The 16768-nt window shown below is 66.9% G+C and carries 18 protein-coding genes; 9 read left to right on the top strand and 9 right to left on the bottom strand.

Translation table 11 applies throughout. From position 1 onward, the window contains the following. Positions 1 to 9: 9 nt before the first annotated feature. From JOF56_RS25490 to xerD, 7 genes are all read right to left on the bottom strand, one after another. The gene (locus tag JOF56_RS25490; RefSeq protein ID WP_209642030.1) at positions 10 to 759 is read right to left on the bottom strand and encodes a pseudouridine synthase; all 750 of its coding nucleotides are present in this window, start codon (positions 757 to 759) and stop codon (positions 10 to 12) included. Continuing rightward, on the bottom strand, positions 752 to 1612 hold the full coding sequence (scpB, locus tag JOF56_RS25495) for an SMC-Scp complex subunit ScpB (protein ID WP_307855254.1): 861 nt from the start codon (positions 1610 to 1612) through the stop codon (positions 752 to 754). The genes JOF56_RS25490 and scpB overlap by 8 nt, the downstream gene beginning before the upstream one ends. Beyond that, entirely contained in the window at positions 1609 to 2451 is an 843-nt protein-coding gene (locus JOF56_RS25500; RefSeq protein WP_209642032.1) for a segregation and condensation protein A, read from the bottom strand. Before JOF56_RS25500 ends, scpB begins: the two co-directional genes overlap by 4 nt. Beyond that, entirely contained in the window at positions 2448 to 2765 is a 318-nt protein-coding gene (locus tag JOF56_RS25505; protein ID WP_209642033.1) for a hypothetical protein, read from the bottom strand. The genes JOF56_RS25500 and JOF56_RS25505 overlap by 4 nt, the downstream gene beginning before the upstream one ends. Beyond that, positions 2762 to 3586 (bottom strand): ParA family protein, encoded by an 825-nt coding sequence (locus JOF56_RS25510; RefSeq protein ID WP_307855802.1) that lies wholly within the window; start codon positions 3584 to 3586, stop codon positions 2762 to 2764. The genes JOF56_RS25505 and JOF56_RS25510 overlap by 4 nt, the downstream gene beginning before the upstream one ends. A gap of 433 nt (positions 3587 to 4019) precedes the next feature. After that, entirely contained in the window at positions 4020 to 4343 is a 324-nt protein-coding gene (locus JOF56_RS25515; protein WP_209642034.1) for an ArsR/SmtB family transcription factor, read from the bottom strand. Positions 4344 to 4388: 45 nt separating this feature from the next. Next, positions 4389 to 5288 (bottom strand): site-specific tyrosine recombinase XerD, encoded by a 900-nt coding sequence (gene xerD, locus JOF56_RS25520; RefSeq protein ID WP_209642035.1) that lies wholly within the window; start codon positions 5286 to 5288, stop codon positions 4389 to 4391. A gap of 91 nt (positions 5289 to 5379) precedes the next feature. Here xerD and JOF56_RS25525 point away from each other — a divergent pair, with 91 nt between their 5' ends. Together JOF56_RS25525 and ilvD are read left to right on the top strand one after the other, a co-directional pair. Next, entirely contained in the window at positions 5380 to 5877 is a 498-nt protein-coding gene (locus JOF56_RS25525; protein WP_307855255.1) for a DUF1707 domain-containing protein, read from the top strand. Between the two features lie 38 nt (positions 5878 to 5915). Beyond that, positions 5916 to 7580: a dihydroxy-acid dehydratase gene (gene ilvD / locus JOF56_RS25530; protein ID WP_209642036.1), complete on the top strand. Its 1665-nt coding sequence runs from the start codon at positions 5916 to 5918 to the stop codon at positions 7578 to 7580. Here ilvD and JOF56_RS25535 read toward each other — a convergent pair. Beyond that, entirely contained in the window at positions 7577 to 8515 is a 939-nt protein-coding gene (locus JOF56_RS25535) for an SMP-30/gluconolactonase/LRE family protein (RefSeq protein ID WP_209642037.1), read from the bottom strand. The genes ilvD and JOF56_RS25535 overlap by 4 nt on opposite strands. 156 nt (positions 8516 to 8671) lie before the next feature. Between JOF56_RS25535 and JOF56_RS25540 the strand changes: the two genes are divergently transcribed. The 3 genes from JOF56_RS25540 to JOF56_RS25550 are packed head-to-tail and all read left to right on the top strand — an operon-like array spanning position 8672 to position 11817. Further along, a complete protein-coding gene (locus JOF56_RS25540) occupies positions 8672 to 9358 on the top strand; it encodes a response regulator transcription factor (protein WP_209642038.1) in 687 nt (228 codons plus the stop codon). Beyond that, the gene (locus JOF56_RS25545; RefSeq protein WP_209642039.1) at positions 9355 to 10335 is read left to right on the top strand and encodes a sensor histidine kinase; all 981 of its coding nucleotides are present in this window, start codon (positions 9355 to 9357) and stop codon (positions 10333 to 10335) included. Before JOF56_RS25540 ends, JOF56_RS25545 begins: the two co-directional genes overlap by 4 nt. Positions 10336 to 10356: 21 nt before the next feature. Beyond that, positions 10357 to 11817: a DUF4153 domain-containing protein gene (locus JOF56_RS25550; RefSeq protein ID WP_245378396.1), complete on the top strand. Its 1461-nt coding sequence runs from the start codon at positions 10357 to 10359 to the stop codon at positions 11815 to 11817. A 203-nt stretch (positions 11818 to 12020) separates the two neighbouring features. Here the strand turns inward: JOF56_RS25550 and JOF56_RS25555 are convergent, their stop codons facing one another. Further along, positions 12021 to 12932, bottom strand: a complete 912-nt coding sequence (locus tag JOF56_RS25555) for a LysR family transcriptional regulator (RefSeq protein ID WP_209642040.1) — start codon at positions 12930 to 12932, stop codon at positions 12021 to 12023. Positions 12933 to 13046: 114 nt separating this feature from the next. Between JOF56_RS25555 and JOF56_RS25560 the strand changes: the two genes are divergently transcribed. From JOF56_RS25560 to JOF56_RS25575, 4 genes are read left to right on the top strand one after another with little or no spacing between them, the layout of a single operon-like run. Then, positions 13047 to 14159, top strand: a complete 1113-nt coding sequence (locus tag JOF56_RS25560; protein WP_209642041.1) for an FAD-dependent monooxygenase — start codon at positions 13047 to 13049, stop codon at positions 14157 to 14159. Continuing rightward, on the top strand, positions 14156 to 15922 hold the full coding sequence (locus JOF56_RS25565; RefSeq protein ID WP_209642042.1) for a CocE/NonD family hydrolase: 1767 nt from the start codon (positions 14156 to 14158) through the stop codon (positions 15920 to 15922). The genes JOF56_RS25560 and JOF56_RS25565 overlap by 4 nt, the downstream gene beginning before the upstream one ends. Then, complete coding sequence (locus JOF56_RS25570; protein WP_209642043.1) at positions 15919 to 16404, top strand: nuclear transport factor 2 family protein; 486 nt, start codon at positions 15919 to 15921, stop codon at positions 16402 to 16404. Before JOF56_RS25565 ends, JOF56_RS25570 begins: the two co-directional genes overlap by 4 nt. A 13-nt stretch (positions 16405 to 16417) precedes the next feature. Further along, positions 16418 to 16732 (top strand): NIPSNAP family protein, encoded by a 315-nt coding sequence (locus tag JOF56_RS25575; RefSeq protein WP_209642044.1) that lies wholly within the window; start codon positions 16418 to 16420, stop codon positions 16730 to 16732. Positions 16733 to 16768: the final 36 nt, after the last annotated feature.

The raw sequence follows: 16768 nt of genomic DNA on the forward strand, positions 1-16768 counted from the left end.
ACGGACGGTTCACAGCTTCGCGGCCGCGAACAGAGCGCCCACCTCGTTACGGTTGAGCGCACGCATCGTGCCGGGCCGCTGGTTGCCCAGCCGGACATCACCGAACGCGGTCCGAACCAAGCGCTCGACCGGGTGACCGACCTCGTCCAGCATCCGCCGCACAATCCGGTTACGGCCCTCGTGCAGCACGATCTCGACCATCGCCTTGCCCGGCATCGAATCGATCAGTTTGAACGAATCCGCCCTGGCGATGCCGTCCTCGAGCTCCACGCCCTCGCGCAACCGCTTGCCGACCTCGCGTGACACCGGCCCGGGCACTTCGGCCATGTAGGTCTTCGGCACTTCGTAGGACGGGTGCGTCAGGCGGTGGCCGAGGTCGCCGTCGTTGGTGAGCAGCAGGAGGCCTTCGGAGTCCGCGTCCAACCGTCCGACGTGGAAGATCCCCGCGTTCGCGTTGCGCTCGTACTTGTGGATGTAGTCACCCACACACGGCCGGCCGCGGTCGTCCGTCATCGTGCTGTGCACGCCGAGCGGCTTGTTGAACGCGAGGTAGACCATGTCCTCGCTGAGCACGACCCGCACGCCGTCCACATGGATGACGGCGTTCTTCGGATCGACCCGGCGGCCGAACTCGCGCACGACCTGGCCGTCGACACTCACCCGGCCCTCCGCGATCAGGTCCTCGGCGGCCCGCCTGCTGGCCACACCGGCCTTGGACAGGACTTTTTGCAGCCGGACACCTTCCGGGCTTTCAGACATCGTCGATCGCATCCACTTCGGGCAACAGGGGGGCGATCGGGGGAAGGTCCTCCAGCGAGGACAGCCCCAACCGCTCCAGGAACAGCTCGGTCGTCCGGTAAAGGATGCCACCCGTGTCCTTGTCGGTGCCGGTCTCCTCGATCAGACCCCTCGCCAGCAGCGTCCGGATCACGCCGTCGACGTTCACACCACGTACCGCCGCGACCCTCGCCCGGGTGACCGGCTGACGGTAGGCGATCACCGCGAGCGACTCGAGCGCCGCCCTGGTGAGTTTCGCCCGCTGGCCGTCCAGGAGGAGCTTCTCCACGAATGGCGCGTACTTGTCGCGGGTGTAGAAGCGCCAGCCTCCTCCTACGTCCCTGAGGTCTATGCCCCGGTTGTTCTCCGCGTAGCCGGCCGCCATGGTTTTCAGGGCCCCGCGGATTCGCTTGACCGGCTCGTCCAGGGCGCCGGCCAGCAGCTCCACTTCGGCCGGGGAGTCGACTACCAGCAGAAGCGCTTCCAGCGCCGAGTGCAGCGCCTCGTCTTCGGTCAGATCCGGCAGGGCCGAGGCGACCGCGACGGCTTCTTCGTCCCCGGCAGCGCCCTCCTCGCTCTCTGCCGACCCGTCGGAAGCCTCGGCGTCGTCTATCGACCGATCGGGCGGCTCAGGGTCGGCGCTGTGGCTCGCCTCATCCGCGTCTACCGACAGGTCAGGAGACTGATCAGAAGACTCCGGCTGGTGCTCGGCGTCCTCGGGTGCGTCCGAGGGCTCTTGGGGTGCCTCTGGCGAGACCGCAGGGGCCTCGGCGGCGGAGGGCTGGGGTTCGGCCGAGGGGTCGGCTGGGGTGGGGTCGTGCTCGGGCGGGGTCACCCGTATTCCTCCTCCTCGGTGCTGGTCCGGGCGGCCTCGGCGGCGGCCTTGGCCTCCTCGACGCTGCCGCCGGTCCATTTGACCCGCAGTTCGGTGAGTGGCTCGTCCTGCTCGAACAGCACGACGGCCTCGCGGTAGAGCTCCAGCAGGCCCAGGAACCGGGCGACCACATCCGTGATGTGCTCGCAGTCCGCGACCAGCTCAGCGAACGTCAGTGTGCCCGCTTCGGCCAGCCGGACCCGCAGGAGGCCTGCGGTCTCCTTGACCGAGACCTGGCGCAGGTGGACGTGGGCCAGCGACACAGTGGGCGGCGGTTTCGGGCGGAATACGGCCGCACCGATCTCGGCGAATTTCTCCGGCGAGACACCGAGCATTACTTCGGGCAGAAGCGCGGTGTAGCGGTCCTCCAAGGCGACCGAGCGCGGATACCGCCGCAAAGCGTTGGCCTCGAGCTCCGAGAACAATGCCGCGACCTGCTTGTAGGCCCGGTATTGCAGCAGCCGGGCGAACAACAGGTCACGGGCTTCCAGCAGAGCCAGGTCTTCTTCGTCCTCGACGTCGCCCGCCGGCAGCAGCCGGGCCGCCTTCAGGTCGAGCAGTGTCGCCGCGACCACCAGGAACTCCGTGGTCTCGTCGAGGTCGAAATCCTTGCCCACCGCCCGGATGTACGCGATGAAGTCGTCTGTCACCCGATGGAGTGCAACTTCCGTCACGTCCATCTCGTGCTGCGAGATCAATTGCAGCAACAGGTCGAACGGGCCCTCGAAGTTCGACAGCTTCACTGTGAACTTCGGCGGCGGCGGCGCGGGCTCCTCTGATGAGGTCAAAGCGGTCGTCACTGCCCGTTTTCCTGGCGAAGCCGGCGCACGAGCAGCGACTCCTCGCCGTATTCCTCCAGGTCGGCCAGCAGCACGGCGATCGCCTCACGCACGACACGGCCGCGGTCGACCGCGAGCCCGTGCTTGGCGCGCAGCGCGAGCCGGGCGTGTTCCAACGACAGGAGTTCCTCGTCAGAGACGTACACCGTGATCTTGGTGTCGTGTTTCTGGCGCGGCGAGCCACCCCGGCCCACCGACGGCCGGGTCTCCGGCACTGGTGGAGTTGTTGGGCGGAAGAGCTCGGCCGCACCCGGCAATGGGGCGCGGCGGTTCACCTGGCGATCACCTCTCGGGCGAGCGCACGGTAGGCCTTGGCACCGGCCGAACGCGGCGCCCACTTGGTGATCGGCTCCCCGGCGACTGTCGTCTCCGGGAAACGCACAGTCCTGTTGATCACGGTGTCGAACACGATATCCCCGAACCTCTCCACAACGCGGGCCATCACCTCGCGTGAGTGCAGGGTACGGGGGTCGAACATGGTCGGGAGAATGCCGGTGATCTCCAGCTTCGGGTTCAGCCGTTCCTGTACCTTCTGGATGGTGTCCATCAGCAGCGCCGCCCCGCGCATGCTGAAGTACTCGCACTCCAGGGGGATCAGCACGCCGTCGGCCGCGGCCAGGGCGTTCACCGTCAGCAGGCCCAGCGAAGGCTGGCAGTCGACCAGGATGTAGTCGTACTTGTCGATCACGGGCCGCAACGTGCGCAGCAGGGCGTGCTCACGACCCACCTCGGCCACGAGCTGCACCTCGGCCGCGGACAGGTCGATGTTGCTGGGCAGCAGGTCGAGGTCCTCGACCGTGGTGCGCATGACCACGTCGTCGAGGTCCGCGGCACGTTCGATCAGCACGTTGTAGATCGTCTGGTCCAGCTGGTGCGGCAGAATCCCCAGGCCGACCGACAGCGCGCCCTGCGGGTCGAAGTCGACCAGCAGCACGCGACGGCCGAATTCGGTCAGCGCGGCACCGAGGTTGATGGCCGACGTCGTCTTGCCGACGCCACCCTTCTGGTTACAGATCGCCAAGACCTTCGCCGGACCGTGCGTGTGCAGCATGGCCGGTTCGGGGATGTGCCGCTTCGGACGGCCCGTCGGTCCGATCGACCCGTCGGGGCCGGTCGACGGGTCGTCCTCGTCGGCGTCTGTTCCTGGCTTGGCGGGGAGACTCAAAGGATCCTCAACTGGGCGCGCCGGCGCTGCCGCGACCGGTGGACGCTCAGGCTGTTGCGCTGGTGGTGGCTGCTGCGCAGGTTGCTGCGGGTATGACTGAGCAGCAGGTTGCTGGGTGTACTGCGGCTGCGCGGGTGGCGGCGACGGCTGTGGATCTCCTGCCGGCGTCACCGGCCAAGGCGCGGGCGCGGACGCCGTCGGGTAAGGCGGTGCCGAGGCGTGCCCCGGCACGCCGTAAGGCTGCGCCGCTGACTCGAATGTCGACATGCCGACCTAGCTCCTTGTCGTCCGGTCTGGCGGCAGACTAAGGGTGCCCAACCCACGTGGCAACGCGCCTCGCCGGTAAGGAGCCGTATCGGCAATTTCAGACGACTATCACCGTGGCCCGTGCGTGTGCGGTCAAAACCGCGTCGAGAAGGCTCGGGAACTGGGCGTCCAGGGCATCTCTGCGTACTGAAAGCCACCGTTGGTTGCCGTCCGGCCGCGTATGTGTCACGCCTGCCTCACGCAATACCCGCAGGTGTTGCGACAAGGTCGATTTGGCGACGGTGACATTGAGACAACCGCATGACATCTCGCCGACCCTGTCCAACTGGGCCACGACGGCGAGTCTGGTCGGGTCGCTGAGCGCGTGCAGCACGTCCGTCAGGGAGAGCTGCTCGTGAGCAGGCTCCTCAACCCCAAACATCGTCCGCTACACCTCCGTTTTGTCCGGCCCCTGTCAGATTATCCGTTAACCGTTCGCGCGAGGATGAGCGGTCGCGTACACCTCGCGGAGCGTGTTCACCGTTACTAGCGTGTAGATCTGCGTTGTGGTTACGGATGCGTGGCCAAGTAGTTCCTGAACCACCCGAACGTCGGCCCCTCCTTCCAGGAGATGTGTGGCAAAAGAGTGACGAAGCGTGTGTGGGGAAACTGTTGCGGTGACTCCGGATCTGTCGGCGGAGTCCTTGAGCACCTGCCACGCGCTCTGCCGTGACAACCGTCCACCCCGTTGGTTGAGGAACACCGCGGGCGTGCCGCGTTTCGCGAGACTCGGTCGTGCACGCACCAGATACGCGTCGAGCGCGGCCAGCGCAGGACGCCCGATCGGTACGAGCCGTTGTTTGCCGCCTTTGCCGTCCAGCAACGCGGTTCGCTCGATCGTGTCAATGTCGTCGATGTCCAGGCCGACTGCCTCGGAGATCCGGGCGCCGGTCGAGTACAGCAGTTCCAGTAAGGCTCGATCTCGCAATTGCGCGACACCGTCACCCGGAATCTCAAGCAGCCGCAACACATCATCCAATGGCAGGGCCTTTGGCAACCTGCGTGGTGTCTGTGGTGGACGTACGGCGCGCGCGGGATCGTTTTCCGCCAGTCCTTCCCGCACTGCGAATTTGTGCAGACCGCGCACAGCGACCAGCGCGCGGGCGGCGGAGGACGCGGCCAGCGGCGGATGCTCCGAGTCGCCTTCCCTTAGCACAGCAAGGAATTCCGCTACGCGCTGCTCGGTGACGGCGGCGAAGTCAGTGGTGCCAAGATAGTCCGCGTACCGCCGGAGGTCACGGCTGTAGGAGTCCAGCGTGTTGCGTGCGGTCCCTCGTTCGACCGCCAGATGATCGAGATACCCGGCGATGACGCCGTCCACGGACATGCCTGAACCCTAGATCACCCCACCCGGTCCAATTGGACTGGTGCACAGCTCCCGGCCGATGTTGTTCCCCCGATTGAGTAATGTTGCGCGCGTGAGCGACCCGGACTTCCTGCGGATCGGCACCAAGGAGCGGGACGAAGCGCTCAAGGTGCTCGGCGACCACTTCGCCGATGGCCGGCTGCCCGTGGCCGAGTATGACGAACGCGTCAGCAAGGCGGTGGAGGCCGAGACCAGGGCGGACCTCAGGCCCCTGTTCGCCGACCTCCCGCCACCGCACCCGGCCTTCATGGCCACGCCCGCCCCAGCCCCGCAGTACCTGCCACCACCGTCCGGGGCGCCGGTTCACGTCCACCGGTACGAACTGGTGGTCCCCGGCGAGCGCTACAAGATCGCCGGAGGCCTGCTGCAGATCCTGCTGCCGTTCGGGATCGGCCGCTTCTACATGGGCGACAACCGCACAGCCACGGCCCAGCTGCTGCTGGCGCTGATCGGCGTCGGCGTGATCTGGTGCCTGATCGACGGCATCATCATGCTGGTCCAGGGCACCAAGGAGATCCAGAACCGCAGGCCGCCGCCGGCCATCGAGTGACCCCTGCCCGGTGCTCCAGCCGGGGCTAGGCTCGCGGCATGGATCTCAAGCCGCGCAGCCGCGACGTCACTGATGGGTTGGAGCGTGCCGCGGCCCGGGGAATGCTCCGGGCCGTCGGGATGGGCGACGAGGACTTCGCCAAACCGCAGATCGGGGTCGCGTCCTCGTGGAACGAGATCACCCCGTGCAACCTTTCGCTGCAGCGGCTGGCGCAGGCGGGCAAGCAGGGCGTGCACGCCGCCGGCGGCTTCCCGATGGAGTTCGGCACGATCTCGGTGTCCGACGGTATCTCCATGGGTCACGAGGGAATGCACTTCTCGCTGGTCTCACGGGAGGTGATCGCGGACTCGGTGGAGACCGTGATGCAGGCCGAACGGCTGGACGGCGCGATCCTGCTGGCGGGCTGCGACAAGAGTCTGCCGGGCATGCTCATGGCGGCCGCGCGGCTCGATGTCGCGGCGGTGTTCCTGTACGCGGGCTCGATCCTGCCCGGCTCGGTCGACGGCCGTGAGGTCACGATCATCGACGCGTTCGAAGCGGTCGGCGCGTGCGCTCGCGGACTGATCACCCGCGAGGAGGTCGACAAGATCGAACGCGCCATCTGCCCAGGTGAGGGCGCATGTGGCGGGATGTACACAGCGAACACGATGGCCTGCGCGGCCGAGGCGCTGGGCATGTCACTGCCCGGCTCGGCGAGTCCGCCGTCGGTGGATCGGCGGCGTGACACGTTCGCCCGGGCCAGCGGTGAGGCCGTGGTCGGAATGCTGGCCAAGGGCATCACCGCTCGCCGGATCCTGACCAAGCAGGCGTTCGAGAACGCGATCGCAGTCGTGATGGCGCTCGGCGGTTCGACGAACGCCGTGCTGCACCTGCTGGCCATCGCGCACGAAGCCGAAGTCGACCTGACGCTGGACGACTTCACCCGGATCGGTGACCGCGTACCGCACCTCGCGGACGTGAAACCGTTCGGGCGCTATGTGATGACGGCCGTGGACCGGGTCGGCGGCGTGCCGATGGTGATGAAAGCCTTGCTGGACGCGGGTTTCCTGCACGGCGACTGTCTGACCGTGACCGGGAGGACACTGGCTGAGAATCTTGCCGATCTCGCGCCGCCGGACCTGGACGGCGAGGTCATCCGCAAGCTGGAGAACCCGATCCACCCGACCGGCGGGCTGACGATCCTGCACGGCAGCCTCGCGCCGGAAGGCGCCGTGGTGAAGAGCGCGGGCTTCGACTCGTCCCGGTTCGAAGGCACCGCAAGGGTTTTCGACGGCGAGAAAGCCGCGATGGACGCGCTGGAGTCGTTGCAGCCGAACGACGTGGTCGTGATCCGGTACGAAGGACCGCGCGGCGGACCGGGCATGCGCGAGATGCTCGCGGTGACCGGTGCGATCAAGGGCGCGGGTCTGGGCAAGGACGTCCTCTTGCTCACTGACGGACGTTTCTCAGGTGGCACAACAGGTCTGTGCATCGGCCATGTGGCGCCGGAAGCCGCGCACGGCGGCCCGATCGCGTTCGTGCAGGACGGCGACCCGATCGTGCTCGACATGGAGAGCAGGACCCTGGATCTCGGCATCACGCCGGAGGAACTGGAGAACCGCAAAAAGGGCTGGACCGCGCCGGAGCCGCCGAGGCGGACTGGCGTACTCGCCAAATACGCCCGCCTCGTCGGCTCGGCAGCCCAGGGAGCTATCTGTTCTTAGGGCTTCGGGATAGCCACCGCGTTGTAAGGCGTGTCAGGCGTTGGCGGGGTGTTGAAACGCGCGTTCGGCAGGTACAAGCGCTTGCCGAACGACGCGACCGTGGTCGGCACGTCGAAGCGCGGGTCGGTGACCTTGGTGACGAGCTTGCCGGAGGTCCCCGGCCAGTCGAGCTTGAAAACGCCGACGGTGTTCAGGCGGTTCTGCACGACGTACAGCGTGTTCCGCTCGACGAGCAGGCCGTCGCCGTTGGTCAGCACCTCGCCGCCGAGGTCGACCTCCTTGGTCACACCGGTGGCTGGGTCGACCTTGAACAGCTTGCCGGTGTTGCTCTGCACGATCAGCAGCGACCGGCCGTTGGGCGTCTCAGCGATGCCGTTCGCGTTGTTCACGCCAGGGGTCAGGACGAAATCCCCGGTCAACGGGACGGACGTGAACGTCGCCGGCAGTTTGCCGTGCCGGCCGAACGGGATCTTGTACAGCACCGCCTTGCGTGAATCGGTGTAGTAAGCCGCCTTCTCGGTGACGATCACATCGTTCACGAACGTGTCGGAGTCCGCGAACTTGTAGCTGGCCAGCACCGCGCCTGACCTGGCGTCGACCACACGCGCGTCGCCGCCGGAACCACCGGACACGAACACCCGTTTCCTGCGGTCGACCTTCACGCCGACCGACGGTGTGCCGGGCCCCTTGCTGAACACCTCGCCCTTGCCAGTGCGCAGGTCGACGCGGAAAAGCGACCCGTCGGCCCGGGAGCCGAAATACGCTGTCGGCTCGTCGCCGATCGCGATGCCCTCCGGCATGAAGCCGTTCGGCAACGCGAACTCCGCCGGGAACGAACCGCCGCCGTGCCGAGACTCCGTGGCGGCGGCCGGCGCGGCGCCGACGAGGGTCGCCCCCAGCGCCAGCGCGGCCAGCACACTGAATCTACGGGACATGCTCACTCCTATCGTTGGCATGTGTTGCGGGGTGAATCCTTTCGCAGCGCCGGGCCAATCGGTCGGATCGACAGGAAACCGACAGCGCTCAGACATCCACAGGATGTTCACATTTACCCCGGGCCGTCTCCATAACGTGGGCATACAGTCGTGCTCATGCGGGAGGGGCAAAGACGGATCCTGGTCGTCGAGGACGAGCTGACGATCGCGGAATCAGTGGCCGCGCGGCTGCGTGCGGAGGGGTTTGAGGTCGAAATAGCCAATGACGGGCCGTCCGCGGTCGAACGGGCGGTCTCATCAGCGCCGGACTTGATCGTGCTCGATCTGATGCTGCCCGGGTTCGACGGCCTTGAGGTGTGCCGTCGGGTGCAGGCACACCGTCCTGTGCCTGTGCTGATGTTGACCGCACGGGACGACGAGACCGATCTGCTGGTCGGTCTCGCCGTCGGCGCCGACGACTACATGACCAAGCCGTTCTCGATCAGGGAGCTGGCGGCGCGGGTGCACGCCCTGTTGCGGCGGGTGGACCGCAACGGCCACCAGCCGGACACCATCAGGATCGTGCTGGGTGACCTGGAGATCGACCCTGTGGAACGGCGGGTGCACAGGGCCGGTGAGCAGGCACACCTCACGCCGACCGAGTTCGACCTGCTCGTGCACCTCGCTGGGCGGCCCCGTGCGGTGATCCCGCGCGAACGTCTGCTCACCGAGGTGTGGGGCTGGTCGGACTCGTCGGGCACACGCACCGTGGACAGCCATATCAAGGCTTTGCGCCGCAAGCTGGGCGCCGACTTGATCCGGACTGTGCACGGTGTGGGTTACGCGTTGGAGGTGCCCAGGTGAAGGGCCTGCCACGGCCGCTGGACCCGATCCGGTCGATCAAACTGAAGATCGGGCTGCTGGTCGTGGGGGCCGGCACGGCGGCGCTGACCTACTTCTGGATCCGGCTGCAGTGGATTCCGATGTACACCTCGATCATCTCGATCAGCATCGGCATGATCACATCCCAGATCCTGGCGCACGGGATGACCAAACCACTGCGTGAGATGACTGCCGCCGCCCGGGGGATGGCGCGCGGCGACTACTCACGCCGGGTGCGGGCAACATCCCGCGACGAGGTCGGCGAGCTGGCCCGGGCCTTCAACAAGATGTCCGCCGACCTGGAAACGGCCGACCTGCAACGCCGGGAACTGATCGCCAACGTCTCCCACGAGCTGAAAACGCCGATCTCGGCGTTGCGGGCAGTGCTGGAGAACGTGGTCGACGGGGTCGCCGAGCCGGACCCGACCACCATGAAAACCGCGCTCGCCCAGACCGAACGGCTCGGCCGCCTGGTCTCCGAGCTGCTTGATCTGTCCCGTGTGGACGCTGGGGTGTCGCCGTTGCACCGGGAGTACTTCGAGATCTCGCCGATGCTCGACGAGGCCGTCGCCGAGGCCGAGGTGTCCGGCCGCGGCGCCCGGTTCACCCTGGATGTCCGCCCTGGCAAGGTGTTCGCCGATCGGGCCCGGCTGCACCAGGTCATCTGGAACCTGTTGGACAACGCCGCCCGGCATGGGCCGAGCGGCGGCGAGGTCACGCTGATCTCCCGGCCGACCGGGGACGGCGGTGTCCTGATCGAGGTCCGCGACCAGGGCCCCGGCATCGCCCCGGCCGACCGTGAGCGAGTCTTCGAACGCTTTACCCGCGGCGAGCGCGCCGGCGGTGGCACCGGTCTGGGGCTGGCCATCGCACGGTGGGTCGTCGACCTGCACGGTGGCGAGATCTCCGTCGTCGAGCCCGCCACCATCCGAGTCGTTCTGCCTGGTCAGCCCGGCTGACACTGTCCACGGAGAAAACCCATGAACGTACCTGTTGTAGTGACGCCTGCCCGCGACTCGATGATGACCTGGTCCAAGCCGACTGAGCCGGCGACGCCGAAAACCTTGCTGGCCATTGGAATCGCCGGACTTGCCGGTGCGATTGCCTTACCGGAGACCTATTCCGGGATCGGCTACTTCATTGTGGCCGTCGTGTGCGCCGGTTCCGCCTGGATGGTGATGGGGCGACTGAAACCTTTGCCCGTGATGTGGGGCGTACTGTCGTTATCCCTTGTGGGAGTGACAGTTCTACGGGACGCCGACTGGTTGTTCATGCTCTGCATCATGGGTGCCTGCGTCGCGGCCTCGCTCGCGCTGACTGATGGCCGGTCGATAGCAGGGGTCCTGCTCAGTTCGATTTCGGTCGGAATCGCGAGTCTGATGGCGATCCCGTGGGTGTATCGCGGGCTGGGCGCCTTGCGGCGCAGGGCGACCAGGCAGTCGATGCGAGTCGTACAGTCGGTGCTGGTAAGCGTCATTCTGCTGCTGGTCTTCGTGCCGTTGCTGGCCAGTGCCGACGCCGCGTTCGCCGCGATTCTGGACGACTTCTGGCCCACTGTGGACGCTGACGCGGTCGCCCGGTGGTTCCTGCTGTTCGGTTTGGTGGCCTTCGGCGCGGCCGGTGCGAGCCTCGCGATCTCCGCACCACCGCATTTCGCGGAATCCGACCGGGACCGCTCCCGTCTGTCCAGAGTGGAATGGGCGTTGCCGGTCGGGATCCTGGTGGCGTTGTTCACCGGGTTCGCGGTCATCCAGTTCGCCGTGCTGTTCGGCGGCGCGGACTACGTGCAGCGGACGTCCGGCACGACCTTCGCCGAGTACGCCCGCAGCGGATTCTGGCAGCTCCTGGCCGTCACGCTGCTCACGCTGGGCGTTGTCGGCGCGGCAGCACGTTACGCGCCAAGGGAAACGGCCCGCGACCGCGCCTGGCTGCGTGGTCTGCTCGGTGCGTTGTGCGTCCTGATGCTTGTGGTCGTGGCCTCCGCGTTGAGCCGGATGTGGACCTACCAGCAGGCTTACGGCTTCACTGTGCAGCGCCTGCTCGTCGAGGCGATCGAACTGTGGCTCGGCGTGGTGTACCTGCTGGTGATCGCGGCCGGTGTCCGGCTGGAGGCCAAATGGTTGCCGCGGGCGATGGCGGGCGCGGCGCTGGGCGGGCTCCTGTTGTTCGCGTGGCTCAACCCGGAACGGCTGATCGCCCAGCACAATGTGGCCCGCTACCAGGAAACCGGGAAGATCGACACGATGTACCTGACCACATTGTCCGCCGACGCCGCGCCCGAGCTGATCAAGCTGCCACCAGACCTACGCGAGTGCGCCATGCTCGACCTAGGCGACCGGCTGGGCGACAAAAGCTGGCAAAGCTGGAACCTCAGCCGTGCCAACGCAAAGTCGCTCGTGCAGTACACCCCGGACCGCTGCCGGCCAGGCGACCGTTACTAGTGGGCCGGCGCCACTGAGGCTTCGCCAAAGACGTCGAAGCTGGCACCGCGGGCCAGCGCGGGTTTTCGCGGGCCAGGTCAAGGATGAGCTTCTTGATCGCCGAGCGGCAGGGCGACCGTGCGGGGGGTGCCTTGGCCTCGTTGAACAGGGCGACGAGTGGAGGTCCGCGACTCCACCGTTCGCGGTGACGCGGCGATGCTGAATCACCCGGTGCCGACGGCTGCGGCCATGATGTGACGGGTGCGCTCGCGTAGCAATTGGTGCGTGCGGTCGTGGTGGTTGCGTGGGTGCCACGCCATGCCGAGCGTCACAGGTGGTAGTGCCAGGGGGATCGGGAATGTGCGGAGGCCGAGTGCGTCCAGCATCGGCCGTCCTAGTCTGGCTGGGGCGACACAGATGACGTCGGTTTCGCGGGCTGGGAACAGTGCCCCGGCGAAGGTTGGGACTACGGCGACTACGCGTCGGCGTAAGCCTAGGTCGGCGAGTTGGTCATCGATTGGTCCGTGGGCTCGGCCGCGTCGTGATACGACGATGTGATCGGCTGCGGCGAACTGTTGTGGCGTGACGGTTTTCGCTGTCGCGAGTGGATGGTCGGGTCGTACTGCGGCGATCAACGCCTCTGTGACGAGTGTTTCTGAGCGGATCTCTGGATCGCCGGGGCGGATGATTCCGATTTCCAGATCTACCAACCCTTCCCGCAACGCCGGGGTGTCTTCGAGATTCTCCGGCCTCAGGCGCAGTGAGATGCCGGGAGCCTGGACTCGCAGGTCGTCGATGAGCGACGGGATGAATGTCGTGGACAGCATGTCGGTGACCTGTAGGTCGAATGTGCGTACTGCGGTCCGCGGATCGGCAGCGTTCGACGGCGCGAACAGTGCTCGCGCTCGAGTGGCGACAGCGTGCACCTCGCCGCGCAGTTCCAAGGCCCGGGGTGTGGGCACGAGATCGCGTCCGGCACGCACGAGGAGTGGGTCGTCGAAGACGCGTCGCAATCGGGCCAGGGCGCGGCTCATCGCCGGTGCCGAGGTGTGCAGGCGCGCTGCGGCCTTGGTCACGCTGTTCTCGGCGAGCAGCGCGTCCAATGCCTCGATCAGATTCAGATCAACGTAGTCCACCTGCCGATTATCACATCCGAAATAACTGTGTACCGACGTTGCACTGGTGTGAATCGGCCGCTGTTCCTACGGTCGGGGACGACTCGGATTCAAGAACATGACCAGGAGTGGACTGTGCGGGCTGTGGTGATCGGTGCCGGGATCGTGGGCCTGACGAGTGGGATCGCGTTGCGTCGCGCTGGGATCGAAGTAGTGATCCATGAGCACGCGCCGGAGATCCGCGCCGCGGGCGCGGGGCTGGGACTCTGGGCCAACGCGCTGGCGGTGTTCGACGAGCTCGGCATCGGTGACGAGGTGCGCGCCATCGGCAAACCCAGCGAGATGTACTTCCACGATCCGGCCGGGCGGCTGCTCGAAACACCGGAATTCGGTGCCGAGGATCACCAGTACCTGCTGGTGCACCGGGCGAAGCTGAACGATCTGCTCGCCGACACCGTGGGGCGGGGCAATATCCGCCTGGCCACCGGGTTCAACGCCTACAAGGAGCACACGGACCATGTCACGGTCCGGTTCTCCGATGGCAGCAGCGAAAACGCCGACGTGCTCGTCGGCGCGGACGGGGCGTATTCGACGGTGCGCTCGCAATTGGTGCCGGGCGCTGAGGCACAGGAACATCCCGGCCACCACGCCTGGCGCGCAGTCATCCCGACCAGCGGCATCAGCGTGCCTGAGGACCGGCTGATCCTGGGCACCCATGGCTGCCGGGGCGGCTACATACGCACCCACGACGGGAACGTCTACTGGCTGGTGAACCAGTTCAACTCACCCGCGCTGACCGGCACCCTGAAGCAGCAAGCCCTGGAACGGGCCGTCCACCTCGAGGACGACGGGCTGGACGATGTCCTGTCCGAGCTGATCGCCGCGACGCCCGAGGACAAGATCCTGCACAACCAGATCATGCTCGTGCCGCCGCTGCCACACTGGGTTTCCGCTCGGGTCGTGCTGGCTGGGGACGCGGCCCATGCGATGTCGCCGCACATCACGGCCGGCGCGACACTGGGCATCGAGGACGCAGCCCTGCTCGGCGGTCTGCTCACTCCTGGCGGCGACGTACCCGCCGCGCTGGCTGCCTACCAGGCCAGCCAGATTCCCCGGTACGCCCACGCCGCGCAGCTGTCCGCGGCGGTCGAGCACGCGCCCACCCCGCAGGAGTTCGCGCGGCATTACGCCGCGTTCAGCCACTGGATGATCAACCAGCATCCGGCGCAGAACTGGGTGCGGGCATGACGTTCGCTGTGGAGGTGGACGTTGCGGTGCCGATGCGCGATGGCATCGCGCTCGCCACCAACGTGTGGCGGCCTGCAGGGCCGGGACCGTTCCCCGTGCTCCTGATCCGCACCCCTTACGGCAAGGACGACGCCGGAACATTCGGCAACCCGAAGCTGCCGGACGTGTTCGCTTTCGTGGAAGCCGGGTACGCGGTGGTGGCACAGGACGTCCGCGGGACCTTCCGCTCGCCCGGAACGTTCGTACCGAACGTCCATGAGGGTTGCGACGGTGTCGACACCATCACGTGGCTGATTGAGCAGCCGTGGTGTGACGGCGCGGTTGGTATGTGGGGCGGGTCCTACATGGGATTCACGCAATGGCTGGCGGCCGTGCGGGATGTGCCAGCGCTGCGTGCGATCGCGCCCGTGATGAGCTCCGCCGACCTGTACGGGGCACCGTGGTATTCGCCGGGCGGTGCGTTGTCGCAGGACGCCGTGCTGACCTGGGGCACGCTTTCGGCTCTGCGCAATCTGCGCCGCGAGCTCGCCGACGGACGTGGTGACCCGGCCGACGTGCAAGCGCTTCTGTCGGGTTTGGACGATCCGCGGCTGCTGCACGACCCGCTACCGGTCGCCGACCGCGACGCACTGACCCGTTGCCTGCCTTGGGTCGGCGAGGTGCTAGGTCATCCAGAGCGGGACGCGTTCTGGCAGGAGGTCGCGGCGATCGACCACAGCGGCAGCGTCGCCGTCCCGGCGCTCCAAGTCGGAGGCTGGTACGACGTGTTCATCGGCGAAACCGTGCGGTCCTACACCACGATGCGCCGCCACGGTGGCAGTGCTGCGGCCCGCGACGGTCAGCGGCTGCTCATCGGGCCCTGGTGCCACGCCGACGGTACCGACCTCGGCACCTTTCCCGACCGGTCGTTCGGACTCGCAGGCAGTATCAAGACCACTGACATCACCGGCGCGCACCTGCGGTTCTTCGATCACTGGGTCCGCGGCCGGGCGGAGGATCCCGACGACGGGCACCGGGTCCGGATCTTTGTCATGGGCATCGACCAGTGGCGCGATGAGGTGGACTGGCCGCTGCCTGACACCCGCTACACCGACTTCTTTCTCGCGGGGGACGGCCGAGCGAACACCGCTACCGGCGACGGCATCCTGACGCGCGACGCCGCATCAGCGGAGGCGACGGACACCTTTCTCTACAACCCACTCCGCCCGGTTCCGAGCCTGGGCGGCACTGTGCTCGCTGCCGTGTCCGGCGCCTACCCGGGACCGGCCGACCAAGCGGCGGTGGAAACGCGCGAGGACGTGCTGTGTTTCACCACAGCCGTCCTCGAGCGCCCCGTGGAGGTCACCGGCCACGTCACCCTGGTTCTGCACGTCTCCTCCTCGGCGCCGGACACCGACTTCACCGGCAAACTCGTTGACGTACACCCTGACGGCAAAGCGATCCTGCTGTGTGAGGGCATCCAGCGTGCCCGCTACCGCGAGTCGCTCACCGATCCGGCGCCCCTGGAACAGGGAACGGTCTATGAACTGACTATCGACCTGTGCGTCACCTCGAACGTATTCCTGCCCGGGCACCGCATTCGGCTTGAGGTTTCCAGCAGCAACTTCCCCCGCTACGACCGCAACACCAATACAGGCAGGACGATCGCCACCGACGGCGAGGACGACGTCGTCGTCGCGGTCAACCGAGTCCACCATGGACCGGCTCACCTCAGCCGCCTTGTTCTGCCGTTGATCGAAAGAGAAGCGGAGGTTCCGATGTGACCACAGTGGACGAACTGATGGACCGGTTGGCCATCGCCGATGTCGTCGCCGGTCTCGCGCATGCTCAGGACGACAAGGACTGGGTTGCTCTGCGGCGACTGTTCGCCGACGAGGTTCTCCTGGATCTGTCGACACATCACTTCGGCAGGCCGCCGACGACCCTGGTGACCGACGACCTGGTCGAGTTGGCCCGTGGGACTTTGGCGGGCTTCGACTGCACCCATCACGCCGCCTCCAACCTCGTCGTGCAACTGTCGGGCGACGTGGCCGAGTGCCGCACGCACATGGTCGCGTACCACCACGTCCCCGCGGAGCCCGGCGTCGTCGACTACTGCACGATGCGTGGCTACTGGCGGCTCAAGCTTCGCAAGCTCGGCGGGCGCTGGCTGATCACTCACTGGGCGGTGATGCGAACCGGCCCGTGGGAAGGATCTCCCGAAGCCTACGCGCTCGCCGCCGCGCGCATCACACCCAAGTCCTGAAGGAGAACCATCCATGTTCTACGAGATCCGCACGGAGCACGCCCGTTCCGGCCTCGGCACCGAACTGGCTCGCTACATGGACGAGACCGTCATCCCGCTGCACCAGGAGCTGGGGATGCACGTGGTGGGAGCGTTCACCGTGATCGGCGACGAGGACGCCTTCGTCTGGATTCGGCGCTTCGAAGACGCCGCGGACCGCGAACGCATTGTGGACGCCGTGCACCAGGATCCCCGGTGTGCAGCCGTGATCGAGACCGTTTCCGCACTGGTGGACGGGACCGAGTCCACTGTCGGATTGCAGCCGGCTCCCAGCTCCAGTCTCTGCTGACCTCCGGAAGGAATTCCCTGTGACCATCCATCCGCA

It is taken from the genome of Kibdelosporangium banguiense (assembly GCF_017876405.1).
Lineage (GTDB): Bacteria > Actinomycetota > Actinomycetes > Mycobacteriales > Pseudonocardiaceae > Kibdelosporangium > Kibdelosporangium banguiense.